25 protein-coding genes are annotated in these 25,745 nt (G+C 49.9%); 20 read left to right on the top strand and 5 right to left on the bottom strand.

Annotation, left to right across the window (positions count from 1 at the left end; translation table 11 throughout):
* The first annotated feature begins 34 nt into the window (after nucleotides 1–34).
* The 6 genes from aroQ to ACYU8Y_RS18000 all read left to right on the top strand — a co-directional run bounded on the left by aroQ (nucleotide 35) and on the right by ACYU8Y_RS18000 (nucleotide 7,321).
* Nucleotides 35–463: a type II 3-dehydroquinate dehydratase gene (aroQ, locus tag ACYU8Y_RS18025; RefSeq protein ID WP_460939445.1), complete on the top strand. Its 429-nt coding sequence runs from the start codon at nucleotides 35–37 to the stop codon at nucleotides 461–463.
* Nucleotides 464–582: 119 nt separating this feature from the next.
* The gene (locus ACYU8Y_RS18020; protein WP_460939444.1) at nucleotides 583–1,629 is read left to right on the top strand and encodes an aminotransferase class V-fold PLP-dependent enzyme; all 1,047 of its coding nucleotides are present in this window, start codon (nucleotides 583–585) and stop codon (nucleotides 1,627–1,629) included.
* A 91-nt stretch (nucleotides 1,630–1,720) separates the two neighbouring features.
* Nucleotides 1,721–2,296 (top strand): MarC family protein, encoded by a 576-nt coding sequence (locus ACYU8Y_RS18015; protein WP_460939443.1) that lies wholly within the window; start codon nucleotides 1,721–1,723, stop codon nucleotides 2,294–2,296.
* Nucleotides 2,297–2,627: 331 nt separating this feature from the next.
* Complete coding sequence (locus ACYU8Y_RS18010) at nucleotides 2,628–3,665, top strand: glutamine synthetase beta-grasp domain-containing protein (RefSeq protein ID WP_460939442.1); 1,038 nt, start codon at nucleotides 2,628–2,630, stop codon at nucleotides 3,663–3,665.
* A 128-nt stretch (nucleotides 3,666–3,793) separates the two neighbouring features.
* On the top strand, nucleotides 3,794–5,983 hold the full coding sequence (locus ACYU8Y_RS18005; protein WP_460939441.1) for a glutamine synthetase III family protein: 2,190 nt from the start codon (nucleotides 3,794–3,796) through the stop codon (nucleotides 5,981–5,983).
* Between the two features lie 171 nt (nucleotides 5,984–6,154).
* Entirely contained in the window at nucleotides 6,155–7,321 is a 1,167-nt protein-coding gene (locus tag ACYU8Y_RS18000) for a M28 family metallopeptidase (protein WP_460939440.1), read from the top strand.
* A 19-nt stretch (nucleotides 7,322–7,340) separates the two neighbouring features.
* Here ACYU8Y_RS18000 and ACYU8Y_RS17995 read toward each other — a convergent pair whose 3' ends face one another.
* Nucleotides 7,341–8,240, bottom strand: coding sequence for a hypothetical protein (locus ACYU8Y_RS17995; protein WP_460939439.1), 900 nt, complete (start codon nucleotides 8,238–8,240; stop codon nucleotides 7,341–7,343).
* A gap of 168 nt (nucleotides 8,241–8,408) precedes the next feature.
* On the opposite strand from ACYU8Y_RS17995, the gene ACYU8Y_RS17990 reads away from it, so the two are divergent.
* The 14 genes from ACYU8Y_RS17990 (at nucleotide 8,409) to bioB (ending at nucleotide 21,466) form a co-directional block, all read left to right on the top strand.
* Nucleotides 8,409–8,972: a hypothetical protein gene (locus tag ACYU8Y_RS17990; RefSeq protein WP_460939438.1), complete on the top strand. Its 564-nt coding sequence runs from the start codon at nucleotides 8,409–8,411 to the stop codon at nucleotides 8,970–8,972.
* Between the two features lie 95 nt (nucleotides 8,973–9,067).
* A complete protein-coding gene (locus tag ACYU8Y_RS17985) occupies nucleotides 9,068–9,541 on the top strand; it encodes a pyrophosphohydrolase domain-containing protein (protein WP_460939437.1) in 474 nt (157 codons plus the stop codon).
* A 73-nt stretch (nucleotides 9,542–9,614) separates the two neighbouring features.
* Nucleotides 9,615–10,862 (top strand): peptidase T, encoded by a 1,248-nt coding sequence (gene pepT, locus ACYU8Y_RS17980; protein ID WP_460939436.1) that lies wholly within the window; start codon nucleotides 9,615–9,617, stop codon nucleotides 10,860–10,862.
* A 79-nt stretch (nucleotides 10,863–10,941) separates the two neighbouring features.
* A complete protein-coding gene (locus ACYU8Y_RS17975) occupies nucleotides 10,942–11,910 on the top strand; it encodes an MBL fold metallo-hydrolase (protein ID WP_460939435.1) in 969 nt (322 codons plus the stop codon).
* A gap of 134 nt (nucleotides 11,911–12,044) precedes the next feature.
* The gene (locus ACYU8Y_RS17970; protein WP_460939434.1) at nucleotides 12,045–12,266 is read left to right on the top strand and encodes a DUF2281 domain-containing protein; all 222 of its coding nucleotides are present in this window, start codon (nucleotides 12,045–12,047) and stop codon (nucleotides 12,264–12,266) included.
* Entirely contained in the window at nucleotides 12,266–12,649 is a 384-nt protein-coding gene (locus ACYU8Y_RS17965) for a type II toxin-antitoxin system VapC family toxin (RefSeq protein WP_460939433.1), read from the top strand. Before ACYU8Y_RS17970 ends, ACYU8Y_RS17965 begins: the two co-directional genes overlap by 1 nt.
* Nucleotides 12,650–12,654: 5 nt before the next feature.
* Complete coding sequence (locus ACYU8Y_RS17960) at nucleotides 12,655–13,293, top strand: ribonuclease H1 domain-containing protein (protein WP_460939432.1); 639 nt, start codon at nucleotides 12,655–12,657, stop codon at nucleotides 13,291–13,293.
* A gap of 89 nt (nucleotides 13,294–13,382) precedes the next feature.
* Nucleotides 13,383–14,138 carry a tRNA1(Val) (adenine(37)-N6)-methyltransferase gene (locus ACYU8Y_RS17955; RefSeq protein WP_460939431.1) on the top strand — a complete coding sequence of 252 codons (756 nt, stop codon included), beginning with the start codon at nucleotides 13,383–13,385 and terminating at the stop codon, nucleotides 14,136–14,138.
* Between the two features lie 83 nt (nucleotides 14,139–14,221).
* Nucleotides 14,222–15,217, top strand: coding sequence for a glycosyltransferase family 2 protein (locus ACYU8Y_RS17950; RefSeq protein ID WP_460939430.1), 996 nt, complete (start codon nucleotides 14,222–14,224; stop codon nucleotides 15,215–15,217).
* A 50-nt stretch (nucleotides 15,218–15,267) separates the two neighbouring features.
* Complete coding sequence (locus tag ACYU8Y_RS17945) at nucleotides 15,268–15,870, top strand: inorganic pyrophosphatase (protein WP_460939429.1); 603 nt, start codon at nucleotides 15,268–15,270, stop codon at nucleotides 15,868–15,870.
* Between the two features lie 109 nt (nucleotides 15,871–15,979).
* Nucleotides 15,980–17,752, top strand: coding sequence for a signal peptide peptidase SppA (gene sppA / locus ACYU8Y_RS17940; protein ID WP_460939428.1), 1,773 nt, complete (start codon nucleotides 15,980–15,982; stop codon nucleotides 17,750–17,752).
* A gap of 85 nt (nucleotides 17,753–17,837) precedes the next feature.
* Nucleotides 17,838–19,064: a helix-turn-helix domain-containing protein gene (locus ACYU8Y_RS17935; RefSeq protein WP_460939427.1), complete on the top strand. Its 1,227-nt coding sequence runs from the start codon at nucleotides 17,838–17,840 to the stop codon at nucleotides 19,062–19,064.
* Between the two features lie 82 nt (nucleotides 19,065–19,146).
* Nucleotides 19,147–20,352: an acyltransferase family protein gene (locus ACYU8Y_RS17930; protein ID WP_460939426.1), complete on the top strand. Its 1,206-nt coding sequence runs from the start codon at nucleotides 19,147–19,149 to the stop codon at nucleotides 20,350–20,352.
* Nucleotides 20,353–20,470: 118 nt separating this feature from the next.
* On the top strand, nucleotides 20,471–21,466 hold the full coding sequence (gene bioB / locus ACYU8Y_RS17925; RefSeq protein ID WP_460939425.1) for a biotin synthase BioB: 996 nt from the start codon (nucleotides 20,471–20,473) through the stop codon (nucleotides 21,464–21,466).
* Nucleotides 21,467–21,736: 270 nt separating this feature from the next.
* Here bioB and ACYU8Y_RS17920 read toward each other — a convergent pair whose 3' ends face one another.
* From ACYU8Y_RS17920 to ACYU8Y_RS17905, 4 genes are all read right to left on the bottom strand, one after another.
* A complete protein-coding gene (locus ACYU8Y_RS17920) occupies nucleotides 21,737–22,639 on the bottom strand; it encodes a Nif3-like dinuclear metal center hexameric protein (RefSeq protein ID WP_460939424.1) in 903 nt (300 codons plus the stop codon).
* Between the two features lie 229 nt (nucleotides 22,640–22,868).
* Nucleotides 22,869–23,789 carry a helix-turn-helix domain-containing protein gene (locus tag ACYU8Y_RS17915; protein WP_460939423.1) on the bottom strand — a complete coding sequence of 307 codons (921 nt, stop codon included), beginning with the start codon at nucleotides 23,787–23,789 and terminating at the stop codon, nucleotides 22,869–22,871.
* A 12-nt stretch (nucleotides 23,790–23,801) separates the two neighbouring features.
* Nucleotides 23,802–24,689 carry an NmrA family NAD(P)-binding protein gene (locus ACYU8Y_RS17910; RefSeq protein WP_460939422.1) on the bottom strand — a complete coding sequence of 296 codons (888 nt, stop codon included), beginning with the start codon at nucleotides 24,687–24,689 and terminating at the stop codon, nucleotides 23,802–23,804.
* Between the two features lie 218 nt (nucleotides 24,690–24,907).
* Complete coding sequence (locus tag ACYU8Y_RS17905; RefSeq protein WP_460939421.1) at nucleotides 24,908–25,678, bottom strand: hypothetical protein; 771 nt, start codon at nucleotides 25,676–25,678, stop codon at nucleotides 24,908–24,910.
* Nucleotides 25,679–25,745 lie beyond the last annotated feature (67 nt).

Genomic DNA, 25,745 nt, shown 5'->3' with positions numbered 1-25,745 from the left:
CCCGGCGGGGAACCGCGTAAATCGTAAACCATCCATGAAGTCAATCCTAATTATCAACGGCCCCAACCTGAACCTGTTGGGCAAGCGGGAACCAACCATTTATGGCAACCGCTCGTTCGTCGATTACCTGAAAACCATCGAAGCGATGTTTCCCGAGGTGCAACTTCGTTATTTTCAGTCGAATCACGAAGGCGAGCTGATCGATAAAATTCATGAGCTTGGCTTTGAGGTAGATGGCATCGTTATTAATGCGGGTGCCTACACGCACACCTCGATCGCTATTGCCGATGCGTTGTCGGCGGTTACGGCCCCGGCGGTGGAGGTGCATATATCGAATGTACACGCCCGCGAGTCGTTCCGGCACCATAGTTATTTATCCGCCAAATGTAAGGGGGTGATTGTTGGCTTAGGATTGATGGGGTATGAACTGGCGGTGCGGTATTTGATAGCGCATGAGAAATGATGAACTAAGTCACTTTGTCTGTAGTCCGTGGGTCGTGTCCGCACGGACCAAATAGGCCCCAGCAAAACCATTCGGATGAGTGGTCCGTAAAGACACGGACACGATAAACCAAAAACCAAATGATTACCTTTTACCCCGGCCCATCGAAAGTATACCCGCAGGTGGCTGATTACGCGGCTGAAGCTGTGCAGCAGGGTATCGTGAGCCTGAACCACCGAAGTGCCGGTTTCATGAATATTGTCGAAGAGACGGTTCGGCTACTGCATGAGAAACTGGCGATTCCGGCCGATTACCATATTGCGCTGGTTTCATCGGCAACGGAATGCTGGGAGATTGTGGCTCAGTCGCTCACCACAACGGCCAGCCTCCATCCCTACAATGGCGCGTTTGGGAAAAAATGGGCCGAGTACGCTTACCGCATAAAGCCACCCGTTAGTCTGAACGAAGCCGATGTGCTCTGCGTCGTTCAGAACGAGACATCCAATGGTACGCAGGTCAGTATGGAAACGCTCGCCCAGTTCCGACGGGATTTCTCGGCGCTGATTGCCGTGGATGCCGTGTCGTCGATGGCGGGAATTGCGTTTGACTGGTCACTGGCCGATGTCTGGTTTGCGTCGGTGCAGAAATGTTTTGGTTTACCAGCGGGGCTGGCCGTGCTCATCTATTCGCCTGCTGCCCTCAAACGAGCGGAGGAGATTGGCGAGAATGCCCACTACAATAGCCTACTGTTTATCCACGAGAATTTCACGAAGTTCCAGACCCCGTATACGCCAAACGGTCTGGGTATTTATATGCTCATGCGGGTGCTGCAACAGGTACCGCCAATCGCGGTTACTGATAAAATCACAAAAAAACGGGCGAACGATTGGTATTCTTTTTTTGCTGAACCCAGCTCAAATTTTGGCCGATCCTCTGGCTTGTCAACCAGAGCCGGGGCTGCGGTCAATCTCCTGATTAACGATCCCGCTATTCGGTCCGACACGGTCATCGCCGTAGAAGGTTCTGAAAATACCATAAAAGACATCAAACAGGCTGCTTATCAGGCAGGTATAATTTTGGGGAATGGCTATGGTGACTGGAAGAACACCACCTTCCGCATTGCCAACTTTCCCGCTATTTCAGACGATGAGATTGGAACCTTAATGGCATTTCTTCGGTCATATTAATCTCGTGTGCAGCCGAAATGGTCACGTACGGGATTAATTATCAACTTATTAGTCGTTGCCCGGACGTACCCGTTCTGGTTATACCACCATCATGTTTAGTTTCAAAGAAACGGTTTCCGTTACACTTATCCTTTTTTCGGTGATCGACGTTGTCGGATCACTTCCCGTAATTATTGACCTGCGCAAGAAAGCCGGTAAAATCGAATCCGAGCAGGCTACGCTTGCTTCGGGTGTATTGATGATCTCTTTCCTGTTCGTTGGCGAGCGTATCCTGAAATTATTCGGCGTCGATGTCGCTTCGTTTGCGGTGGCGGGTGCCCTGATTATTTTTCTGATCGGTCTGGAGATGATTCTGGGCCGCACCATCTTCAAATCGGAGGTGTCGACCGGTGGAGCGTCGCACATTGTACCGATTGCGTTTCCGCTGATTGCCGGAGCCGGTACGTTAACAACCATCATTTCGCTGCGGGCCGAATATCAGACACTCAACATTATCATCGGAATCATTCTTAACCTGATTCTCATTTATGTCGTTCTGAAATCATCCGGCTGGCTGGAAAAGCAGTTGGGGGCTGGCGGGCTGGAAGTGATACGCAAAATATTCGGTATCATCCTGCTGGCCATTGCCATCAAGCTGTTTAAAACCAACCTGATTACCGATTTCTGATCACTAATTAAGTCCTGTATTACATCACTGTTCCGAAAGGCATTTTCCCGGAATATGCGCATTTTTTGCCCTGGCCCCTTCATTCCTGATCACTGATCGGAAATGAAAGGGCTTTTTGTCGATAGACCGGTTTGGATTATAAACTGATAAAAAGTGTGGCTAAATATGGCTATTTACTGTACCAAACGAATTTAAATTATAATATTTCCATAAAATCAGTAAGAAATACGGTTAAAGCTTATACGGGCATTTATTTTTTATTGTAAAGCCACACTATATTTGCTGAAAGTATTGTGACAAAACCCCTATTCAATTAATCCACTTGTACATCATGGCAAAGGCGAAGTTAGAATACATTTGGCTCGATGGTTATAAGCCCACCCAAAGCTTACGTTCCAAAACAAAAATTGAAGCTGATTTCTCGGGTAATCTCGAAGATTGCCCAATGTGGTCATTCGATGGTTCTTCGACTGAACAGGCTGAGGGCGGCTCATCCGACTGTCTGCTGAAACCAGTTTTCATCTGCCCTGATCCACAGCGTAAAAATGGGTACCTGGTTATGTGTGAAGTCCTCAACGCTGATGGCACGCCACACGTAACGAACGGCCGCGCCACGATTGAGGATGACGACAACGATTTCTGGTTTGGCTTCGAGCAGGAGTATTTCCTGTGGGATACGTCAATCGACAAACCACTGGGCTTCCCCGAAGAAGGTTTCCCAACTCGCCCACAAGGACCGTATTACTGTTCGGTGGGTGCTCAGAACGCCTTTGGTCGTAACATTGTGGAAGAGCACCTGGACGTTTGCCTCGATGCTGGTCTGAACGTAGAAGGTATCAATGCAGAAGTAGCAACGGGCCAGTGGGAATTCCAGATTTTCGCTAAAGGGGCTAAAGACGCTGGCGACCAGATTTGGGTAGCCCGTTATTTGCTGGAGCGTATCGGTGAAACATACGATGTGGCCATCAACTGGCATTGCAAGCCGCTGGGTGCTACCGACTGGAATGGTTCGGGTATGCACGCCAACTTCTCGAACACGGCCCTTCGTACATCGGGAAGCAAAGAAGTTTACGATAAGATCTGCCAGTCGTTCTCACCTGCCGATGTGATCAAAGCACACATCGCCGTATATGGTGCGGATAACGAAATGCGCTTGACCGGTAAACACGAAACCCAATCAATCGATCAGTTCTCGTACGGTATCTCTGACCGGGGTGCTTCAATCCGTATCCCCATCGCTACGGTAGAACGGGGCTGGAAAGGCTGGCTGGAAGATCGTCGTCCTAACTCGGCGGCTGATCCGTACAAAGTAGCGGCTGTGATCATCAAAACCGTTAAATCGGCTTCCGACGTGCTGGAAACGGCCTAAGCTAGATTTCATATATCTGAGAAGCCCGACCACGCGAGTGGTCGGGCTTTTTTGTGCTGTCCGTTGTAATCCGGGCCGAAGGCGTGTATGTTTGGTTAAAATTTCATCCTAAACCGTTAGCTACACCGATGTCTAATTTCCGTTTTAAAGCCCTTGAGATCGCTCAAAGCCGCCAGGCGTTGCCCGTCGCTGCGCCAACCGAGCGCGTTGGTGATTTTTTTGGGAGTAATACCTTTAATAGTGAAGTGATGCGGACGCTTCTGTCGCCGGAAGCGTACCTGAAAGTAACCGAAGCCATCAGCACCAACGGCCAGATCGATCGGACCATTGCCGATGAAGTGGCGGGGGCCATGAAATCCTGGGCAACGTCGAAAGGCGCTACGCACTACACGCACTGGTTCCAGCCGCTAACCGGCGAAACCGCCGAGAAGCACGACGCTTTTTTTGACATTACGCTCGAAGGAAAAGCCGTGGAAAAATTCAAAGGGAGTGCGCTGGTTCAGCAGGAACCCGATGCGTCTTCTTTTCCAAATGGTGGTTTGCGGAACACATTCGAAGCCCGTGGGTATACCGGCTGGGACCCGTCTTCGCCGGCTTTTCTGATGGATAATGGCGCGGGTGGCAAAACGCTCTGCATACCGTCGGTGTTTATCTCGTACACGGGCGAGGCACTGGATTATAAAACGCCCCTGTTAAAAGCACTGAATGCGCTGGATAAAGCGGCCACGGCCGTTTGCCAGTATTTCGACCGGAACATCACGAAAGTAACACCGACCCTGGGGCCGGAGCAGGAATACTTCGTGGTCGATCGGGCGCTGTTTTATGCCCGTCCGGATCTGGTGCTGGCAGGCCGTACCGTTTTTGGGCATTCGCCCGCGCGGGGCCAGCAATTGGACGATCACTATTTCGGGTCCATTCCGCCCCGCATCAATGCCTTTATGGTCGATTTTGAATTTGAGTCGATGAAATTGGGAATGCCCGTTCGAACCCGCCATAATGAAGTCGCGCCGGGTCAGTTCGAGGTGGCACCTACGTTCGAAGAAGTGAACCTGGCAGTCGATCACAATGCCCTGCTGATGGATTTGATGGAAAAAGTGTCGGAGAAGCATAATTTGAAAGTGCTTTTTCACGAAAAACCTTTTGCGGGGGTCAATGGGAGCGGCAAGCACAACAACTGGTCGATGGGAACGAATACGGGCGTTAACTTGCTGGCACCCAGTACGAAGCCCAAAGAGAGTCTGCGGTTTCTGACGTTTCTGGTCAATGTGGTCAAGGCCGTACATGACAATGCCGATTTGCTCCGGGCAACCATTGCCTCGGCGGGCAACGAGCACCGGCTCGGGGCCAATGAAGCCCCGCCCGCTATCGTCTCGGTCTTTCTGGGAGAGTCGCTGACGCAGGCACTTAATGACCTGGAAACCAAGTCGGAAGTGACCGTTAATAAGGGGGATAATGTGTATTATAAACTCGGATTGAACCGGATTCCGAGCCTGATGCGTGATAATACCGACCGCAACCGAACATCGCCGTTTGCCTTTACCGGTAACAAATTTGAGTTTCGGGCGGTGGGTAGTGCGGCCAATTCAGCCTCGACCATGACGGTGTTGAATGCCATTGTGGCCGATCAGCTAAACGCCTTCAAAAGCGATCTGGATGCGCGGCTGGCAAAGGGTGAAAAGAAAGAACTGGCCATTGTCGACATTCTGAAAGAGTATTACGCCAACACCAAGCGGATTTTGTTTGAAGGCAACGGCTATTCCGACGAGTGGGTTGAAGAAGCCGCCCGCCGTGGTTTGTCAAACATCAAATCGTCGCCCGAGGCTCTGGGTGTATTTGTTCAACCCGAATCGCTGGCGCTGTTCGAGCGGACGGGCGTCATGAACCACGCCGAAGTAGAATCCCGTTATGAGATTGAACTGGAGAAGTACGTCAAAAATGTACAGATCGAGTCGCGCGTGATGGGCGACCTGGCCATGAACCATGTCGTATCGACGGCGTTAAAATACCAGAACAAACTGGCTGAAACAGCCCGAAATCTGGTCGATCTGGGCATGAATGCCGAAGCGGAACCCATCAAGGATATTCTCCGGGAAATATCGACGCGGGTCATTGCCATCAAAAAGAGCGTTGAGTCGATGGTGGACGCGCGCAAGAAAGCCAACAATGTCGAAGACACCGTCGACCGGGCTAAACTCTACTCAACGGAGGTAAAAGACCACTTCGACATTATCCGCTACGAAGTCGATAAACTCGAAGAAGTTGTGGACGACGAAGACTGGCCGCTGGTGAAATACCGGGAATTGTTGTTTGTGAAGTAAGTGGTGCGTGGCTGACGCAACGGCTATGCGTCAGCCACTATCAAAGCAAACTGTTTTCGATGGGTGAGCCTTTCCAGGATGGGCTCCTCGTCTGAAAAATCGCAAACCTCGATAAACGGTTGGCTATGGCTGACGTAAAGTCAGATAACCTATGAAGTAAATTCATTCCTTGTGAAAATTTCCGTCCAGACAATACTCGACGAACTTTCTTCTTTGCCTCATCGCGGGGCGGCTACGGCCGATGGAGCCAAAGCGGCTGAACTCCTGAAACGTTACCTTACCGGCATGGGTGCCAGGGTACAGACGGAACCTTTTGAAACGCCCAAAACCTACGCGACCATTGTGTACTGGTTAATTGGGGGCTTGCTAACGGGCCTTGCGCTGGTGCCCGTCAGTGGGGTGGCGGTTGGCCTGGTCTGGTACTTCGTGTGGATGGCCCTGTTGTATTTTAACTGGCGTTACTCGTTCATCAGCAAATTTCCGGTTCAGCATACGGATCAAAACGTGATCGGGCGCTGGCCAGCCCGTCGGACGGGCGCGCAACCCGTCCGGAAAATTATCCTGATGGCGCACTATGATACCGCGCCCATTTCACTACTGTATAATCCGAAACGGCAGGCTTCATTCCGGGGCTCACTTCTGGTCTCCCTGTTCCTGATGTTGCTGGCCGGGGTAGCCGCTACCTACGAGGTGTTCAACGTTGGGTTGCCCTATTTGACGTATCTGCGTTATGGTCTGATGGTCTATTTTCTGGTGCAGGCGGTTATCGGTACGGCAGGCTACTGGCTTAAAGGGTACAGCAATGGGGCAAGCGACAACGCAACGGGTGTGACCGCGGCCTTGGTTACGGCCAGTCGGCTTCACGAAACCAGTTTGCCGGATGTAGACATTGAGGTCGTCCTGACCAGTGCCGAAGAAGTCGGTATGATTGGTTCGTACTACTACGTAAAATCACACCGAAAGGAATGGAAACCAGCGCAAACGATGGCGATTAATTTCGATACCCTGGGTGCTGGCAAGCTTACCATCGTAGAGAAAACAGGGACCGCCGAGCAGATCAGCTATGATAACAAGCCTACCCAGCTGGCACGTCAACTAGCTACAAGCGAGGCATTTCAACACCGAACGCAGGTTGGCAACTGGCACACGGCCGACTTCGATAGTGTTTGGTTTGTGCGGCATAAAATCCCGGTGCTGGCGTTGTGTGCGCTGGACGCAACCGGGCAAATGCCACGCATCCATCAGCCAACCGATACGCTGGATCAAGTCGACACGGCACCCCTTCAAACGGCTATCGATCTGGCCGAAGCGGTCGTCTATGCCTGGCTGACCCCTTAAAAAGAATGATCCGGTTAGGTCAAGGATTCCTGACTTCATACTGCCGCCCATACAGATAGCGCAAGGAAATGCCGAATCCCCAGCCCGTTCCATCGGCTGTGATGGTGGCTTGCGTTTTTGAGTTGTTATTGACCGTATAGACCAGGTCAGACTGGAGGGCGATCCCCAGCCCCCAGTATTTGCGAACATAAAACCCCATCTCAACACGCGACGCCAGCCGGGTCGTATAGTCGAGGCCTAATTCGGCAATACCCGTAAGCTGTTTGCGTATGGTTGTCGAGTTGGTCAGCCTGATCGTGTCAACCCGATTGCGGCCATAATAGCTGTAGCCAATCAGGCGGAAATCACCCGTTTGCCCACTGCCATTCGGAATCAGCCAGCCTCCGCCCGTAATCCAGAAGCCGGTACCATTCGCAGCCCGCTTGCCCGAACCAAGGCGTCGTTTCAGGCGCAGGGGAACTCCGTGTCCGTTGTTCAGGTAGTTGAAAACGAGTGGGCTGTTGCTATTCGCAATGCTAATAGTCAGGTGAATAGGTGCGCGGGTGTATCCCGCTTCAACCGTCCAGGCGTTGCGGTATGTATAGCCCAGCAGGGCACTCCAGGAGGCTTTTACCGGCGTCGGATTGCTGACCAGCCTGTCGAGGGAGTTATTCAGTACGCTGCCATCACTTCGAAAGCCGGTTTCGGCACCCACATACCAGGTTTGTACTTCGTTGAGTTTTTCGAGCAACCCCCGTCTTCTGGTAGCTCGCTGGCTACCGCCCGATTGGTATCTTGGGTTGTTGTCCGGATCTTCGGTTAGTAATCGTTCCCGAACTACGGGTGGGGGAGCGTAATAGTTGGTATCAATGACGACCTCCTGCGCCTGCCCCGAGGTGAATAGGCCCATCAGAAACGTAAGAAGGAAGAGGTGTTTCATCGTACAGATTTTGATCACACAAAGATGACGTAGTAAACGAAATACGCAGCGAATAATAAATGCGTTGCGATTGGCCTGAATTCCTTAACGACATACTACAGGCTCAGAAAATGCCCGACTACCTTAGGGCCGATATGGTTTCTGACTAAGAAATACTAGCTTTGCCTCATGGCAAATTATAAAAATGACGGGTACGACCCCGAAGAGATCAGCGCACTGAAAGACGAGTGTAGCCAGGAAGGTAAGTCGTTCATCTATGTAGAAGACGACGATCTGGACGTATTGGAAGAAGGCGAGTGCAGGCATATTCAGTTTCCGGGACACTATCAGGGGCAGGAGGTTATTTTCGATACACTGGTTTATACGCTCCGGCTGCATCACAGCAGTTTAGTGTACGAAATGGCTGTGGAAGAAGTTCAGAAGACGTTTCCAACCTACGTGCCGCCCGAAGAGCGTAAACCAAATTACAAAATAGCACCCGAACTGGAAGAGGAGGCTGAAACAGCCCTGACCGAAATCATCGAGGAAATTGAAGAAACCGAAACGGTTAAAGTGCAGGAACACGTTGAGGTCGATCTGGAATCTGATTATGGGATTGCTCTGGACGTTTGCCTGAACGTTGATGAAATAACCGATGAGGTTATCGAAGACTTCATCGCGCAGTTCAACGCAAACACCCTGTCGCTGGATACCACGCTCTATTCGTTCAGCAGCGACGAGGAAGAAGACTAACTTTTTAAAATTGAACATGACGAGTTAATGAGGACGAATCGAATTCCCGATAATTATTCGTCCTCATTAACTCGTCATGCTTCCCGATAAACCATATGCAACAACCGGACTCGCTTAACCAGGTAGCGGAATTTCACCGCACCTTTCATGCGCCAATCTTAGAAACCCCTCAGATTCCGTCAGAAGCCCGTAGTCAGCTTCGGGTATCGCTGCTGGCCGAAGAACTGGACGAACTGCGTGAAGCCATTGCCGAGGGTGATATTGTGGCCGTGGCCGACGCACTCTGCGATTTACAGTATGTGCTGTCGGGGGCGGTGCTTGAGTTTGGCCTGGGCGATAAATTCAGCGAGCTGTTCGAGGAAGTACAGCGTTCCAACATGAGCAAAGCCTGCCTGACCATTGCCGAAGCGGAAGCCACCGTGGCCCAGTATCAGGCCAAAGGGGTTCCCTGCCATTTTATCGAATCAGACGGGAAGTTCCTGGTTTACCGCGACGCCGACCGGAAGACCCTGAAAAGTATAAATTACTCCCCGGCTGATCTGGAAGGAATCCTGGTCCCTACTGTATAAAGTAAACGACTGATAAATAGGTATCTATATAGCAGTCAGATAGAGGCCAAGGTACAAGCTAGTAAGAAACTAAATGAATAATTACCATTATACCGCCGTCGATCGTTTTCTGCGCTACGTGCAGATCGACACGCAGTCGGACCCGCAGTCGACGACGAATCCGAGTACGGAGAAGCAAAAAGACCTGAGTCGGGTGCTGGTGCAGGAGTTGCTGGATATGGGCATTGCCGATGCCGAAATGGATGAATGGGGGTATGTGTACGCAACGATTCCAGCCAATACAGATAAGCCAAATGTGCCGACAATTTGCTTCTGCTCGCACGTAGATACTTCGCCCGATGTAACGGGTGCGCATGTGAAGCCGATCATTCATGAACGCTGGAACGGTGCCGATATTAGCTTACCCGATGATCCGACGCAGCAAATCCGGCTGGCTGATCATCCCGATTTGACCCATCAGCTTGGTAACGACATCATTACCGCCAGCGGTACCACCTTGCTCGGCGCCGACAATAAGGCCGGGCTGGCCGAAATTATGGATGCCACCCAGTACCTGTTGACGCATCCCGACGTAAAACATGGTCGAATCCGATTGCTTTTCACTCCTGATGAAGAAGTAGGACGCGGCACCGAAAAAGTCGATATTCAGAAACTGGGAGCCGATTTTGGCTATACGATCGATGGTGAAGCGTTGGGTACCCTCGAAGACGAGACGTTCTCCGCCGATGCCGTTAAGCTAACCATTCAGGGCGTGAGCACGCATCCTGGCTTTGCCAAGGGGAAGCTTGAGAACGCGCTGAAAATTGCGGCTGATTTATTGGCCGTGTTACCCAAAAACGCGCTCTCACCCGAAACGACGGAGGCAAAAGAAGGGTTTGTTCATCCAACCCACCTGGAAGGCAATCAGGACAAGGCCGTGCTGGAATTTATTATTCGCGATTTTACCGAAGCGGGCTTGCAGGAAAAGGAGATCTATCTGCAAAATCAACTGAATGATGTGCTGGCCCAGTACCCAAACTCGTCGGCGCAATTCGTGGTAAAAGAACAGTACCGCAACATGAAAGACGTTCTGGATCAACATCCGGCCGTGGTTGACAACGCACTCGAAGCCATTCGCCGATCCGGGTTAACGGCCCAGCGACGCAGCATCCGGGGGGGCACCGATGGATCGCGGTTATCGTTTATGGGATTGCCCTGCCCAAATATATTTGCGGGTGAACATGCCTTTCATTCCCGGCAGGAGTGGGTATCGGTGCAGGATATGCAGAAGGCCGTCGATGTCATTGTCAATGTGGCGAACGTGTGGGAAGAACGTAGTTAGCCTCCCTGGCTTGTTTGGGCTAGATTATCAAACAATCTATTGATTCTATGGGTTGAAAGGCTAACTAAGCTCAACACCTATGGAAACGCAATTCGATATTGAATCGCCAACGGAGACCGACACCAGAACTCCCTACGATGTAACGGCCGATGTGGCGGGTATAAAAACGTTATTTGTCAACGTGTTCTTTATTGGAACACCCGGCCCCGGTAACCACTGGGTATTAATCGATGCCGGTTTGACGGGTTATGCCAGCCAGATAAAAAAACGCGCTGAACAGCTATTTGGCCCCGGTACCAAACCCGATGCCATTGTGCTCACGCACGGTCATGCCGACCATACCGGTTCGCTGGAGAAACTGCTGAGCGAGTGGGATGTGCCGGTTTACGCGCATAAACTCGAACTGCCCTATTTACGGGGTAAATCAAGCTATCCACCACCCGACCCCGCCATTGGTGGAGGGGGCATGTCCTACATGTCGTGGGTATTCCCCATTGGGCCGTCGGATTTTGGTGATCGCATTCAGCCTATTGCCGACAACGGAAAAATTCCCGAGCTTCCCGATTGGCGGGCCATTCACACGCCGGGCCATGCACCGGGTCATATTTCGCTGTTTCGCGATAAAGACCGGACACTCCTCGCGGGTGATGCCTTTGTGACCACGAACCAGAATGCGATTACGGCGGTGGCTACGCAGCGCGAAGAGTTTCACGGGCCACCCGCTTACTTTACCTGCGACTGGCAGGCCGCAAAAAAATCGGTGCTGGCCCTGAACAACCTGAACCCAGTAGCGGCCGGAACGGGCCACGGTGTTTCCGTACATGGCCTCGATCTGCAATTAGGATTGAACAAACTGGCCCACGAGTTCGAAGCCCGCTCCATTCCGTCGGAAGGGCGTTATGTGAAACAACCAGCCGTTACCGATGAAAATGGTATCGTCGATATGCCAACGCCAACATCGTTTCATGTGGCTCGTGCTATCGGATTGGGCCTGTTAGGAGGTGTACTGCTGTACGCAATCTGGGCTGGTGTAAAGAATAAGGAATAATCTGAAAAATACAATGAGTGAAGAAAGCCCTGCCATGAACGGTAGGGCTTTTTTAATGATGAGTAGATAGCCTGGACACTATTTTAAAGAAGAAACTTGTTACTTTGTCGTTTCACCAGCAAGTGATATCACTTATGAACTCTTTAGTCGTAAAAAAATACGAGGCCTTGCCCGACGATTTACAAAAAGAAGTCATTGATTTTATTGAGTTTCTTGAATTAAAATACCAGAAACAAACAGCTGAAAATGAATCACTGGCTCAAAAACGGGCATCTTTATTTGGAAACGCCAAAGGGTTGATAACTATCCTTCCTGGCTTTGATGGTATTCCGGAAGGATTCGATGAGTATAAATAATGGGGTATATTATTGATACACAAGCTTTCATTTGGCACGCAACAGGAGATAGTAAATTAAGCCCTGTTGCAAGACAAATTATTGAATCCGACGAAACTTGCTGGTTGAGTATTGCGAGTATTTGGGAAATGGCGATCAAGCATAATTTGGGAAATCTGGTTTTTGCGAAACCATTCAAAGACTTGATTAGGCAACAACTCACATTATACAATTATCAGATTTATTCTGTCGAGCTGAGACATATCTTCCTCCTTAGTCAGCTACAACAGCATCATAAAGATCCTTTTGATCGATTAATAATTGCTCAGTCTATTGTTGATACGATTCCTGTCGTAAGTGTTGACGACGCCTTCGACCTTTACTCCATTGACCGAATCTGGTAAATCGCATGGCGCAGAAAAAGCCCAAATTTTACGTTGTCTGGCACGGTAGAAAGCCGGGCGTTTATGATAGTTGGGATGAAGCCAAAGCCCAGACCGATGGTTTTGCCAAGCCCTTGTTCAAGGCCTTCGATAGTAAACCGGCCGCTTTGCAGGCCTTCAAAGATAAACCGCATGCCCACATCGGTCAGGCAACCAAGCCAGCGGGTAAACAGGGCAAACTAACCGAGCTAGTCGGTTTACCCATTCAGGACAGTCTGGTCGTCGATGCGGCCTGGAACACCGCATCCGGCGATATGGAATACCAGGGTATTTATCTGGCCACAAAGCAGAGGCTCTTTTTAAAAGGACCCTATCGCGACGGCACGAATAACATTGGTGAGTTTCTGGCCATCGTACACGCTCTGGCATTGCTCCACCAGAAGAATAGTAATATCCCGGTTTACTCCGATTCCCGGACGGCCATCGGCTGGGTGAAGAAGAAAAAAGCAAATACCAAGCTTGAAGAAACCAGCCGCAATGCCGAGCTATTCGAACTCCTCGACCGGGCTGAAACCTGGCTCCAGACACACCGATTCGCGAACCCCGTTCTGAAATGGGAAACGACCGTCTGGGGTGAAAATCCGGCCGATTTTGGTCGTAAATAAGCTGAATTTTTATGATTGACAGAATTGGCTGAATAACGCACCAGGATACGTGCTGTAATGCATAATCTTGTCAACAAATTGTAAGTCAGATGTTTCGCTTCAAGCAATTCACGATTCAGCAAGATCGTACAGCCATGAAAGTTTGTACGGATGCCTGTGTGTTGGGAGCCTATGCCAACGTTACGGATCATGAACCGCTCGAAGCAGGCGGGGCCGTAAAGCGAATCCTCGATATTGGAACCGGAACCGGCTTACTTGCGCTGATGGTCGCCCAGCGCAATCAATCGGCTCAGGTCGATGCCGTTGAGGTAGATGATGCCGCTTTTGAACAGGCTCAGGAAAACGTAGCGGCTAGCCCGTTCGCCGAGCGTGTGCATGTGTGGCATAGTCATATCCAGGAGTTTAAGCCGACGGATCGGTATGACCGGATTTTAACTAATCCACCTTTTTATACCAATCACCTGCGTTCACCTGATTCCGCCGTCAACCGGGCGCTGCATACAGACGAACTGCCCTTTCCGGAATTGATTGCGGCTATTGTGCGGCTAATGAAACCCGACGGACAGTGGTGGGTTCTATTACCACCCTACGAAGCTGAAAAATTGATTAATCTGGCCAGGCAGGCTGGCCTATATGCCAACAAACGACTCCTGGTCCGGCACAATGCACAAAAGCCGATATTCCGGGTCATAACCGGCTTTTCGTTCGAGGAACGTTCTCCTGATGAAGAAACGTTGACCATCTACGAGCTTAAAAAACAAACTGATTCACCTGGAAATCGACTCGCCGAGACCTATACGTCAGAATTTCGGACATTACTCCGTGAATTTTACCTAATATTCTGAAAACTCTGCGAACTTTGTAGTAATACCTGTGCCCGGTCAGGGTGGAGCCGTTCAGGCGGTTCGATTCTGCGTTTAAAAAGTATATGCCCGAATTGCTTCAACTTACCGTTTTAATTCCGCTTTATAACGAAGACGAGTCGCTGCCCGAACTGCACGACTGGATTGTGCGGGTTGTGACGGAACATCATTTCTCCTACGAAATTCTGTTCGTTGACGACGGCAGTACGGACGATTCATGGTCGGTGATTGAGCAACTGGCCAACCGAAACCCCAACGTGCGAGGCATCCGGTTTAACCGTAATTATGGCAAAACAGCCGCGCTGCAAACGGGTTTCCAGGCGGTGCGTGGGCAGGTTGTCATCACTATGGATGCGGATTTGCAGGACAGTCCAGACGAGATTCCGGAGCTTTACCGCATGATTGTGCAGGATAAATACGACCTGGTGTCGGGATGGAAGCAGAAACGCTATGACCCCATTACCAAAACACTCCCTACGAAACTGTTCAATGCTGTTTCGCGCTGGATTTCGGGGGTGCAACTGCATGATTTCAACTGTGGCCTGAAAGCTTACAAACAGAAAGTTGTTAAAACGATTGCGCCGTCGCTTTACGGCGACATGCACCGAAACCTCCCCATTGTCGCCAATTGGGACGGGTTCAGTCAGATCGGCGAGAAAGTCGTGCAACACCGCGCCCGAAAATACGGCACGACCAAATTCGGGCTGGAGCGTTTTGTCAACGGGTTTCTGGATGTGCTCGTGATCGCCTTCGTGCACCGGTTCAGTAAGCGGCCTATGCACTTTTTTGGTACCTTCGGTACGCTATCCTTTTTTGTCGGCTCTGTGCTGGCTATCTGGCTCATTGTAGAGAAACTCATCAATATTGCCCAGGGAGCCAAGTTTCGGAATGTGACAGATAACCCTCTGTTTTTCTTTGGCTTAGTGGCCATTATTCTGGGGGTCCAGTTGTTTCTGGCCGGTTTTCTGGGCGAAATGCTCGTTCGACAAACCCTGAATCGTTCGGCCGAACAGCTAGTGGCCGAAAAAGTAGGGTTTGCCGAACGAAACCTATCCATGTAGCTCCCTTATTTTATCAATAGATTGTTAATTTTTAGTAATACAACCAACCAATGAAGAGTAATTTTAAAGCCCATCCATGGCATGGCATCCCCATCGGCGAACTAGCTCCCCAGCAAGTGACTTGCTTCATCGAGATCGTTCCAACCGATACCGTTAAATACGAAATCGATAAAGCAACCGGCTACCTCAAAATTGACCGGCCCCAGCAGTACTCCAACGTATTACCAGCCCTTTACGGCTTTATTCCCCAAACGTATTGCGGTGATCAGATTGCACGTCTGGCCAGCGAAAAATCGGGCAAAAATGTGGAGATGGGCGACGGTGACCCCCTCGATATCTGCGTACTGACCGAACGCGAAATCACACACGGTGACTTGATTTTACAAGCCATCCCCATCGGGGGGTTCCGCCTAATCGATAAAGGGGAGGCTGATGATAAAATCATTGCTGTGCTCAAAGGCGACGCGATGTATGGACAGTATACCGAGCTGGGACAACTACCCGAAGCCGTTGTGAAACGCCTGCGCCACTACTTCCTGACCTACAAAAACCTGCCCGAAGAGCCGGCTGTCATGGAACTGGCTAACATCTACGGGCAGCAGGAAGCCTGGGAGGTTATTCAAACATCAGTCAATGATTATAAGCTGATGTAAGGATTATACCTTTCGTCCATTCTTTTCGTTCACTTAACACTTTTATAGCCTGGAAACTTTCTTCCGGGCTATATTTGTATAGAGCCTGTTAAACAAGGCCACTTTATTCATGCTACAGTTTCTTAAATATGTATTAGCCACCGTTGTTGGTCTACTGGTGTTTTCATTCGTCGGTTTTCTGCTCCTGATTGGACTGGGAGCTGCTTTGTCTTCCACATCGAATACCAAGCCCGCTATTAAAGAAAACACGGTCTTAAAATTAGATTTAGACAAACCCATTGAAGAACGGAGCGTCAACAATCCATTCAATGGATTTGGTCCTATAAGCAGCTCGGGGGATGCCATTGGTCTGGTAGAGCTGAAACGAGCGCTGAACGAAGCCAAAGATGACGATAACATCAAAGGAATTTACTTACAAACGGAAAGCCCGTCGGCGGGTTGGGCCTCGCTGGAAGAAATTCGCAATGCGCTGATTGACTTTAAGCAGTCGAAAAAGTTTGTGTATGCCTACGCCGAAACGATGACCGAAAAAGGGTACTACATCGCGTCGGTAGCCGATAAGATTTACCTCAACCCGGCGGGTGATCTGGAATGGAACGGCCTGAATGCTGAACTCTCGTTCTTTAAAGGAACGCTCGACAAGCTGAATATCAAACCCGAAATTTTCAAAGTAGGCGATTTCAAGAGTGCCGTTGAACCTTTTATTCGGGAAAACATGAGCGATCCCAACCGGCTGCAGGTTAACTCGTTCCTGAATTCGGTGAACGACCACATGTTGGTTCGGGTAGCGCAAAGCCGCAATCTGCGGGTAGATTCCCTGAAAAACTACGCCAACAACCTGACGATCCAGAAACCCGAAGATGCCCTTCGCACGAAACTCGTTACGAACATTGGCTATCAGGACGAACTGGAAAGCCTGATAAAGAAGCAACTGGGTGTTGAGGAAAAAAAGAAAATCAATTATGTTTCGCTGAGCCGTTACGAGGAGTCAGAAAAGACGAATGATGATACCGATGGTGTCAGTAAAAACCGCATTGCCGTCATCATTGCGTCGGGCGATATTCAGTCGGGCAAGAGTGGCGACAACAGCATCGGCTCGGAAACGATCGTTGAAGAGATTCGCAAAGCGCGCTTAGATGACAAAGTGAAAGCCATCGTATTGCGGGTCAACTCAGGTGGTGGTAGTGCACTGGCGTCGGATGTAATGTACCGGGAGGTGCAGCTAGCGCGCAAAGTGAAGCCGGTTATCGGCTCCATGTCCGACTATGCCGCTTCGGGAGGCTACTACATGCTGATGGGATGCGACAAAATTGTGGCCCAGCCCAACACCATTACGGGTTCTATCGGCGTATTCTCGTTAATGTTCAACACCGAGAATTTCTTCAAAGAGAAACTCGGCGTGACGTATGATCGGGTGAAAACCAATACTAATGCCGATTTTCCGACGGCAACGCACGAAATGACGCCATTTCAAAAGCAGATCATGCAACGGGCTACCGAACGGATTTATGCCGAGTTTACGAACAAAGCGGCTTCCGGACGTAAACTTCCCATCGATAGTCTGCGGGCCATTGCCGGTGGACGCGTCTGGACGGGAACACAAGGGAAAGCCATCGGGCTGGTTGACCAACTCGGTGGTCTGGACGACGCGATCAAACTGGCCGCCCGGTCGGCCAAGCTGAAAGACGATGATTTTCAACTTCGATACCAGCCTCGCAAAAAAGAGTTCCTGGAGCAATTGATGCTGTCGTTCAGTGGCGATGAAGAAGCTAAAATTCAGGCACAACTGGGTGAACTGGCTCCGTATGTAAAGTATATGAAAAAGCTCAAAATGATGGAAGGCACCCAGATGCGGATGCCATTTGAGCTGGATATCCGGTAATTAAGTTGGTTTACAGAGTGAAGACCTATGTGATGTAACGATCGCGTAGGTCTTTTTTTTACCTTCGCTACGTAATACTGTTTACATGCAACCGCTTCCCATTCATCTTGATCTATTCGCACTCATCATTTTTCTGGGCGTTGCACAGGGCCTGTTTCTGGGTATTTTTTTCCTGACTGGTAAGCGGGGAAAGAACATATCCAATCGATGTCATGGGTTGTTTATGCTGGTGTTATCCGCGATTAGCGGGGAAATATTTCTGAACTACACCAACTATACATTTCGAATATTATGGATGGGAGATTTTTCTGAGCCGTTCAATTTTTTACTAGGGCCCCTGTTCTATTTTTTCGTTTTTAGTCGGCTTTGGCAACGATTACCCCATCGTTGGGGTTGGCATTTAGTTCCATTTGGAATCTGGCTGATTAATTCGGTAACCTGGATGTATCAACCTATTGATTTCAAATACAACTCCTACATAAATTCACAGCATCCTGAATTGCCGTATATAAAACAGCATCTCTATTTGGAGGAAGATTTCACGGAACTGCGCGGTTTTATTAGTGAGATGACGCTTATCAGCTGTTTTATCTATGCTATTTTGGCATTATTGGCTATTTGGAAAGCAAGTCGTCAGGATGCAACGTTGCGCTCATCCATCAAGCTAAAATCCCTTCGTTTACCAAGTTGGCTGTTTGCCCTCGTCCCATTTTTAATTGTCTTGGTCAAACCACAGTTCGTAAATGATGTTGGCGATTATTTACTGGCAACATACATTGCGATCACGATTTACACGAACAGTTTTCTAGTAATGAGTCGGTCCGATTTTTTTCGGGAAGAACCGCCTGCCGACCCAAAAACTATTGAACCAGATTCATCTGCCGAACCCAAAAAGAAATACGAGAAGTCGGCGTTGTCGGAAGAGGTCGAAGATGCGGTTCTGGGTAAACTTAACCGCTTGCTGGAGGCCGAGAAACCCTACCTGGATAGTGACCTGTCACTTCCCAAACTAGCCGCTCGACTCGACACCAGCCCGCATAATCTATCGCAGCTGTTGAATGACCGGCTGGGGCAAACCTTCTTCGACTGGCTGGCTACCTACCGCATTGACGAAGCCAAACGATTGTTAAATGAAGCCGCAACGGCCAACCTGAAAATCGATGAAATTGCCGAGCGGGTAGGGTATAACTCACCTTCCGCTTTTCATACGGCCTTTAAACGGCTAACGAATCAAACCCCGGCGCAATATCGGCAATTCGTAGCAGGATCGCTTCCGATCCAGTCACCTCCGACTTCGTCCCGGTCGGCATGAACTTCGTTACTATCGGGACATAGGCCACCAGGCGTTGTTGAGGCCCATTTTTGGGCCATCAAAACAAACTCGTTTGCAGCTTATGGCTCCTGCCCAACAACAAACCTCCCAGGTTTCCAGTCCGGAAAATTCGGCCCTAATGCCTAACGCACGTCGGTACGATCTCGACTGGCTTCGGATTATTGCCATTATCACCCTGTTGTTTTACCATACCGGCATGATCTACGTGTCGTGGGGCTGGCATATTAAAAGCGACGAACACAATCGGCCGATGGAGCTTATCATGCGGTGGCTTCACCAGTGGCGGATGCCGCTGTTGTTCTTGATATCCGGAGCCGGAGCATTTTTTGCTTTACGAAAACGATCATTAAGCTTGTACGCTGGCGAGCGTGTCCGGCGGCTTTTCGTTCCGCTTGTCTTTGGGATGTTCGTTATTGTGCCGCCCCAGATTTACATCGAATGGTTGTTTCGCGGCCGGTTTTCGGGGACTTACAGCGAGTTTTATCCAGAGGTGTTTAATTTCCAGCCCTATCACGATGGGGGAACGGGTGGGGCTTTTAGCTGGCACCATCTGTGGTTTGTCACGTATTTATTTCTCTTTTCGTTGCTTAGTATTCCTGTATTTGGCTGGTTGAAATCCGCCAGTGGGCAACGGTTCACTACTGGTTTTGGCCGCCTGATCGCCCTGCCGGGCGGGGCACTAGGCGTCATGATTGTCAGTATCCTGGCCAGCCAGTATGCGCTTCGTCCGTTATTTCCGGACGAAACCCATGCGTTGATAAATGACTGGGCCTACTTTGCCGAGAACCTGCTGCTATTCTGGTTTGGGTATCTGCTGGTGAGTCGGCAAGAATTCTGGACAATCCTGACCGAGCAACGCCATATCTTTCTGGTGGCAACCCTTGTCTTTACGATCGTCATGTACGGGATGAATTACTGGTTTACGTTTGACGAGCTTGATACGATCTTCTGGCTCGACTTTACGTACTTCACCAATCGGCAATGCCTAATGGTGGCTTCGGTGCTGATGACCGTAGCGTATGGGTACCGCTATCTAAACATCAGTAAGCCAATTTTGCCCCGTCTGAACGAGGCCGTTTATCCGTTCTATATTCTCCACCAAACCGTAATTGTGCTTATTGGCTATGCTGTTTTAACGAGAACGAGTCTGGGCGTTTACGATGGATTTTTGGCGGTAAGCCTTTCAACACTAGTCGTTTGTGTAGCCATCTACCTACTGCTCATCAAGCCGTTCAAGGTGACACGGTTTTTCTTTGGGTTGAAATAAACGGGCGTGCTATTGATTTACGCCTGCTGGTTTACGATTTTTGATGAGCTGAAGGCATCATTCAGAGAATAGAGCGGGCCATGTCTGGTTCGTCTCGTCAATTAAAAATCGTACTGCTATGCTTCGCACTGATTGGACTCGTGCTGAAATCGCCGAAATATACAATTCGCCCGTTCTGGACCTGATGTACCGGGCTGCTACCGTACATCGCCAACACCACGACCCGCAGGAAGTGCAGGTGTGCACGCTGCTGTCGGTTAAGACCGGCGGCTGCCCCGAAGATTGTGCCTACTGCCCGCAGGCGGCCCGCTACCATACCGCCGTGAAAGTACATAAACTCATGGAAGTAAATGAAGTCCTGACGGCTGCTCAGCGGGCGAAAGACACGGGGAGCACGCGCTTTTGCATGGGCGCAGCCTGGCGCGAAGTGCGTGACAACAGCGATTTCGACAAAGTCCTGGATATGGTACAGGGCGTCAATGAGATGGGACTGGAGGTGTGCTGCACCCTCGGCATGCTGACGGAAAGTCAGGCTCAGAAGCTCAAAGACGCGGGTTTGTACGCCTACAACCACAACCTCGATACAAGCGAGGAGTTTTACGGTGACATCATCAGCACGCGTACGTACGATGATCGCCTGGATACGCTGGGACACGCCCGGAAAGCGGGAATTTCCGTTTGCTCGGGGGGAATTATCGGTATGGGCGAGTCGGATCAGGATCGGATTGGTATGCTGCACACGCTGGCTACCCTGCCGCAGCATCCCGAATCTGTACCGGTCAATGCGCTGGTGCCCGTAGAAGGAACTCCGCTCGAAGACCAGCCTCGGGTATCGGTATGGGAAATGATTCGGATGATTGCTACGGCGCGTATCATCATGCCAAAAGCGATGGTCCGTTTATCCGCCGGACGGGTTCGGATGAACACCGAAGAGCAGGCGTTGTGTTTTCTGGCCGGCGCCAACTCTATATTCGCGGGCGACAAACTGCTGACTACCCCGAATCCAAACGAAGATGCTGATCTGCAATTATTCCAGACGCTCAATATCCGTCCTCGCAAAGCATTTAAAGACGCGGACCAACCGGCGGTTGTGTTCGAGCAGATTCCGCTTTAAGCTCAATGGACCGAGTGCCGTCGTAAATTAACAAATAAGAGAGCTGGCTATGTATCAGGCATTGGCCAGCTCTTTTGGTTTTTAATTTTTAAAAATCATTTGACTTAAAATGAGACTGTTTAGGATTCCTCTTTCGGTCATAACCGTGTTTGTTCATCGATCCATTTTTACCCCTAAATCCCCTGAAGGGGACTTTGTCTAAGTGCTAGCAAAGTCCCCTTCAGGGGATTTAGGGTAAAATGGGAATGGGTAGGCCCAAATAGCCTTGAGTCATAGATAGGTGAATGCGTTACCTGACGGGATATAGGCGATTTTGAGGCCGGGGAGTTGGGGTTTCAGCCAGGAGACAACCCATTCCATACCAGCGGCTTCGCTCATGATATGGCCCAGAATGACCAGGGATAGTTTTTTACCCTGCTGGCGGGCGTCGCGTACATACTCGGGCGTCTCCCACTCGCTGGCTTCTCCGCAGAATATAACATCGGGTTTCACTTTTTCAATGGCGCTTATCTGGCTACGTCCGCCCGAAGCGCCGGGCATTAGCAGGATGCGTTGGCAGGATTGGGCAGGATCGCCAACGACCCGAACCATCTTGATTCCCAGCTTGCTTTTCGCGTGGGTAATAAGTTGACTGAGTGGTGTAGCCGGTAACGTAAGTACATGGGCATCGTCGGCGCTGGCATACTTTGTCCATCCTAAAGCAGCTAACACACCCGCCTGAACGCCATCCGGGCGGTGTGAATGAATGTAGTCATGAAAACGCCAGAGGGCAATGTTGTGCTTCGTCAGCAGGTCTTGCTTGTAGCGGAAAACCTCATCGCCTTTAAGCCAGTCCGTCTCGTCCAGGTGGTTGTAGAAAGTTGGTTCGTGGGCAATGATGAAATTAGCCCCCGACGCGATGGTTTTTTCAATGACATCGACCGTGGCAAACATGGTGGACACGATGCCGGTCACTTTCTGAGACGCGTTGCCCGACTTCAGGGTATCAACGGTCTTTTCAAAAGGTGCGTTGGGTATTGTTTTCAGAATCATCGCCATAATTTGCCCAACGGTAAATGAGGGCTGGCTGGCCTGTACGGCCTGATTGAGGCCAAAAGCTGGCATTAGTAATGAAGCCCCAACGGCTTTGGTGATAACACCCACAAATTCTCTTCGTCCAGATTGTTCCTCCATGTGCATACGCAGTTTTAGCTGACCAGGATAGGAAGCCTAGTTAAGGACAAAAATACTGTGTAGTCTCTTTAAACTGGGACCAATAACCTGATTCGTGAAGGCAGGTACTCAAACCTGCCTTGTGCGGTTTCTTAAAACCGAACCATACTAACTGTTCGGTTTTAAGAAACCGCACAAGGTCAGATTTAAGAATCTGATTCCACAGAAACAGGAGCCATTTAATGGTTTGTTAATTGAATGACTGCCTGAATTCGAGCGGAGAAAGGGCCGTTTTGGTTTTGAACAGCTTGCTGAACGACTGTGGATGTTCGAACCCCAACGCATAGGCAATTTCGCTGACGGACATATCCGTGGCGGATAACTGCTCTTTCGCCTTCTCAATCAATTTGTCGTGTATATGTTGCTGGGTGCTTTGACCTGTCAGTACTTTCAGCAGGCCGCTCAGATAAGTGGGTGATACGTTTAAGGATTCGGCAATGTACTGAACGGTTGGCAATCCTTTTTTTCGTAAATCATCACTGCTGAAATAGTCCGAGATCAGGTTTTCCAGGCGATTCAGAATCCTGTGATTGGTTATTTTGCGCGTGATAAACTGCCGTTGATAATACCGTTCTGCATATTTAAGCAATAGGTCAAGCTGAGCAACGATGATATCCTGGCTAAGTTTATCAATAGCTGAATGGTATTCCTGCTGAATATTCTGCATGAGTCCCGTAATCGTCGTTTCTTCCTTTTCAGAAAGAAACAAGGCTTCATGGACCGAGTAATCAAAGTATTCGTATTCCTTAATGGCTTTGGCTAAAGGCGTATTCCACAGGAAATCAGGATGGATGAGCAGAATCCATCCTGATTTAATTGAGGCAGCCACTTGCTCGACCTCAATTCTAAACACCTGACCGGGCGCTATAAAAAACAGGACACCTTCATCGAAATCATACTCTTGCTGACCGTATCTCAATTTGGCGCTAAAATCTCTTTTCAGCGAGATCAGATAAAAATCAAGTACCCAGCTTAGGGGATTGTTATCCGTCGAATGGACGATCGATTGGTAATCAATCACACTGATGAGCGGATGCTCCGGTTTCGGTAAACCTCTTACCCGATGATACTCGCTGATGGTTTTGAATCGATAAGGTTGTGTGTTTTTCATACGACCGAATACTTATTGTTGATTAAAAGCCGCGGCAAATTCAAGGGCAAAATCCTCCATGTTTACGGTACCCATCGTCTTTGGCTTATGCCGGTCGTAGTCTTCGTTCAATAAACCGGTATGACAGGCACCATACATTTCAACCAGCTGAGCGGCAACCTGGGCGGGTACGCCATTCGCTTCCATGCCGGTTTGCATTTGCTCATTGGTCATTGTGACCCACTTTAAGTCGGGTTTGCCAATAGCCGCTCCCAAAATCTGGGCTATCTCGTTGCAGGTACGCTCGTCACTCGCCACATACCGTACGTTCCGGCCAGAAGTCTGAGTCTCAAGCTCTTCAGCCGCAGCGGCCGCAATGTCTTTCGGCGACACCAGTACAACCCGATCGTTGTCACCATAGTTTGCTCTGATAAAACCCAGCGTTTTTATCATGTTCATGTAAGCGTACAGGTTGTAGTAAATATAGGTGGCGCGAAGGTGCGTAAGCGCTTCTAAAGGTAAAGCGTCCAGCGCATTTTCTGCGTGGTGATGGCCGACAATCAGCCCGGTACCTTTTTCTAAATGTGCCCCATAGCTACTGACATACAGCACGCGTTTCACCCCCGATTGACCAATCGCCTGCACCAGGCAATTTCCTAATTTCCTGTGCCGGGCTATTGGGTCTGGCGAGGCATTGGTGGGCGGTATCATGGCATGCACAGCGTCCGCGCCGGTGAAGGCAGACACCAAAAAATCAACGTCTTCCACCGAGCCGATAGCCGCCGTTGCCCCCAACGCTTCAATGGCGGCTTGTTTTTTGGGATCACTGCTGATCACCGTGACGGAATGGCCCTTTTGTACCAATAGTTCGGTCAGGGGTTTCCCAATGTGTCCTAGTGAACCTGTTACAACAATTTTCATTTCTCTGTTATTTTGTTTCTGCAAAGGTCAGCAGCGCGCAAAACCCAGACGTAGTCGAATCTACGGTTGTTGTAGTCGAACTTACGGCAGATCGAAAAAAGACAGTCAGACGCGGCATAGGGCCGTAACGCCAGGGTCATCAATAAACCCAATAAAAAGGCGTGCCCCGGTTCTGAACCGGGGCACGCCTTTTTATTGGGTTTATTGATTTGTATTGCTTACAGCGAGCGAGTGTATTCGTTCGCGGAGATTTTTTCGATCAGGACTTCAACCAGGCTCTGAGCATGCTCTTTCTTTACTTCAGGCTTTTCTTTGGTCTCCACCGTTACGCTGATGATGTTGTTGTTATACAGAACGTGCATCGCGCCGGTCGACGCATCCCATACCGCTTTGTCGCCTACGTTTTGTACGGCTACATAATTGCCCGTGCTAACCGCATGTTTGGTGAGCGCGGGGGTAGCCGCCGTGATACCGCCGTGCTGAGGCTGGTTGTCATCCGTAGTGTGATGAGCCGTTTTCTCGTTTTCGTCCGTTGCCGGTGTTTCGGCGTTGGTTCCTTCTGGCTTAGGACCACTGGCGATTGAGTCGTTGACTGCTTCAACGGGTTCCGTTATGGCGTTGGCTTGCTTGCCCTGATACATTTTGTCAAATGTATATTGAGCCACGTACATCGATTCGAAAGGACGGGTACCGGCAAACGAAACCAGCACCTTATTGCCTGCCCATTCAAAGGCACAGCCATCGTGCCCGATTGCTTCATCTAGCTTGGTATCTTCTCCCAGATTGAAGGTAGAACGTACATACTCTTCACCCAAAATGTTGCAGGGCTCATCATAATTCCGATCAGTAGAGAGTGCGTTCACCCCAACAACCTGTTTGGCCATAATCGGGCTGGCATCAACGTTGTTGGCAGGATCGGTGGTGGAGCTTGGGCTGCTGCAGGCTAAACACAAAACAGGAAAAGCCAGTATCAGTGATTTGATTTTCATGAGATGATTTGAGAAAAGCCAAAATTAGCGTTTTCTTACATACCATATTATCGGTCATGTTGTTTTC

The sequence above is a fragment of the Spirosoma humi genome (genome assembly GCF_054776575.1).
The sequence above is the reverse complement of the archived record's forward strand: the minus strand, read 5'-3'. Positions and strand labels throughout refer to the sequence as shown.

Excerpts from the sequence above, each read along its gene's own strand:
- aroQ (WP_460939445.1), top strand. The coding sequence starts at position 35 with ATGAAGTCAATCCTAATTATCAACGGCCCCAACCTGAACCTGTTGGGC.
- ACYU8Y_RS18020 (WP_460939444.1), top strand. The coding sequence starts at position 583 with ATGATTACCTTTTACCCCGGCCCATCGAAAGTATACCCGCAGGTGGCT.
- ACYU8Y_RS18015 (WP_460939443.1), top strand. The coding sequence starts at position 1,721 with ATGTTTAGTTTCAAAGAAACGGTTTCCGTTACACTTATCCTTTTTTCG.
- ACYU8Y_RS18010 (WP_460939442.1), top strand. The coding sequence starts at position 2,628 with ATGGCAAAGGCGAAGTTAGAATACATTTGGCTCGATGGTTATAAGCCC.
- ACYU8Y_RS18005 (WP_460939441.1), top strand. The coding sequence starts at position 3,794 with ATGTCTAATTTCCGTTTTAAAGCCCTTGAGATCGCTCAAAGCCGCCAG.
- ACYU8Y_RS17995 (WP_460939439.1), bottom strand. The coding sequence starts at position 8,240 with ATGAAACACCTCTTCCTTCTTACGTTTCTGATGGGCCTATTCACCTCG.
- ACYU8Y_RS17990 (WP_460939438.1), top strand. The coding sequence starts at position 8,409 with ATGGCAAATTATAAAAATGACGGGTACGACCCCGAAGAGATCAGCGCA.
- ACYU8Y_RS17985 (WP_460939437.1), top strand. The coding sequence starts at position 9,068 with ATGCAACAACCGGACTCGCTTAACCAGGTAGCGGAATTTCACCGCACC.
- pepT (WP_460939436.1), top strand. The coding sequence starts at position 9,615 with ATGAATAATTACCATTATACCGCCGTCGATCGTTTTCTGCGCTACGTG.
- ACYU8Y_RS17975 (WP_460939435.1), top strand. The coding sequence starts at position 10,942 with ATGGAAACGCAATTCGATATTGAATCGCCAACGGAGACCGACACCAGA.
- ACYU8Y_RS17970 (WP_460939434.1), top strand. The coding sequence starts at position 12,045 with ATGAACTCTTTAGTCGTAAAAAAATACGAGGCCTTGCCCGACGATTTA.
- ACYU8Y_RS17965 (WP_460939433.1), top strand. The coding sequence starts at position 12,266 with ATGGGGTATATTATTGATACACAAGCTTTCATTTGGCACGCAACAGGA.
- ACYU8Y_RS17960 (WP_460939432.1), top strand. The coding sequence starts at position 12,655 with ATGGCGCAGAAAAAGCCCAAATTTTACGTTGTCTGGCACGGTAGAAAG.
- ACYU8Y_RS17955 (WP_460939431.1), top strand. The coding sequence starts at position 13,383 with ATGTTTCGCTTCAAGCAATTCACGATTCAGCAAGATCGTACAGCCATG.
- ACYU8Y_RS17950 (WP_460939430.1), top strand. The coding sequence starts at position 14,222 with ATGCCCGAATTGCTTCAACTTACCGTTTTAATTCCGCTTTATAACGAA.
- ACYU8Y_RS17945 (WP_460939429.1), top strand. The coding sequence starts at position 15,268 with ATGAAGAGTAATTTTAAAGCCCATCCATGGCATGGCATCCCCATCGGC.
- sppA (WP_460939428.1), top strand. The coding sequence starts at position 15,980 with ATGCTACAGTTTCTTAAATATGTATTAGCCACCGTTGTTGGTCTACTG.
- ACYU8Y_RS17935 (WP_460939427.1), top strand. The coding sequence starts at position 17,838 with ATGCAACCGCTTCCCATTCATCTTGATCTATTCGCACTCATCATTTTT.
- ACYU8Y_RS17930 (WP_460939426.1), top strand. The coding sequence starts at position 19,147 with ATGGCTCCTGCCCAACAACAAACCTCCCAGGTTTCCAGTCCGGAAAAT.
- bioB (WP_460939425.1), top strand. The coding sequence starts at position 20,471 with ATGCTTCGCACTGATTGGACTCGTGCTGAAATCGCCGAAATATACAAT.
- ACYU8Y_RS17920 (WP_460939424.1), bottom strand. The coding sequence starts at position 22,639 with ATGGAGGAACAATCTGGACGAAGAGAATTTGTGGGTGTTATCACCAAA.
- ACYU8Y_RS17915 (WP_460939423.1), bottom strand. The coding sequence starts at position 23,789 with ATGAAAAACACACAACCTTATCGATTCAAAACCATCAGCGAGTATCAT.
- ACYU8Y_RS17910 (WP_460939422.1), bottom strand. The coding sequence starts at position 24,689 with ATGAAAATTGTTGTAACAGGTTCACTAGGACACATTGGGAAACCCCTG.
- ACYU8Y_RS17905 (WP_460939421.1), bottom strand. The coding sequence starts at position 25,678 with ATGAAAATCAAATCACTGATACTGGCTTTTCCTGTTTTGTGTTTAGCC.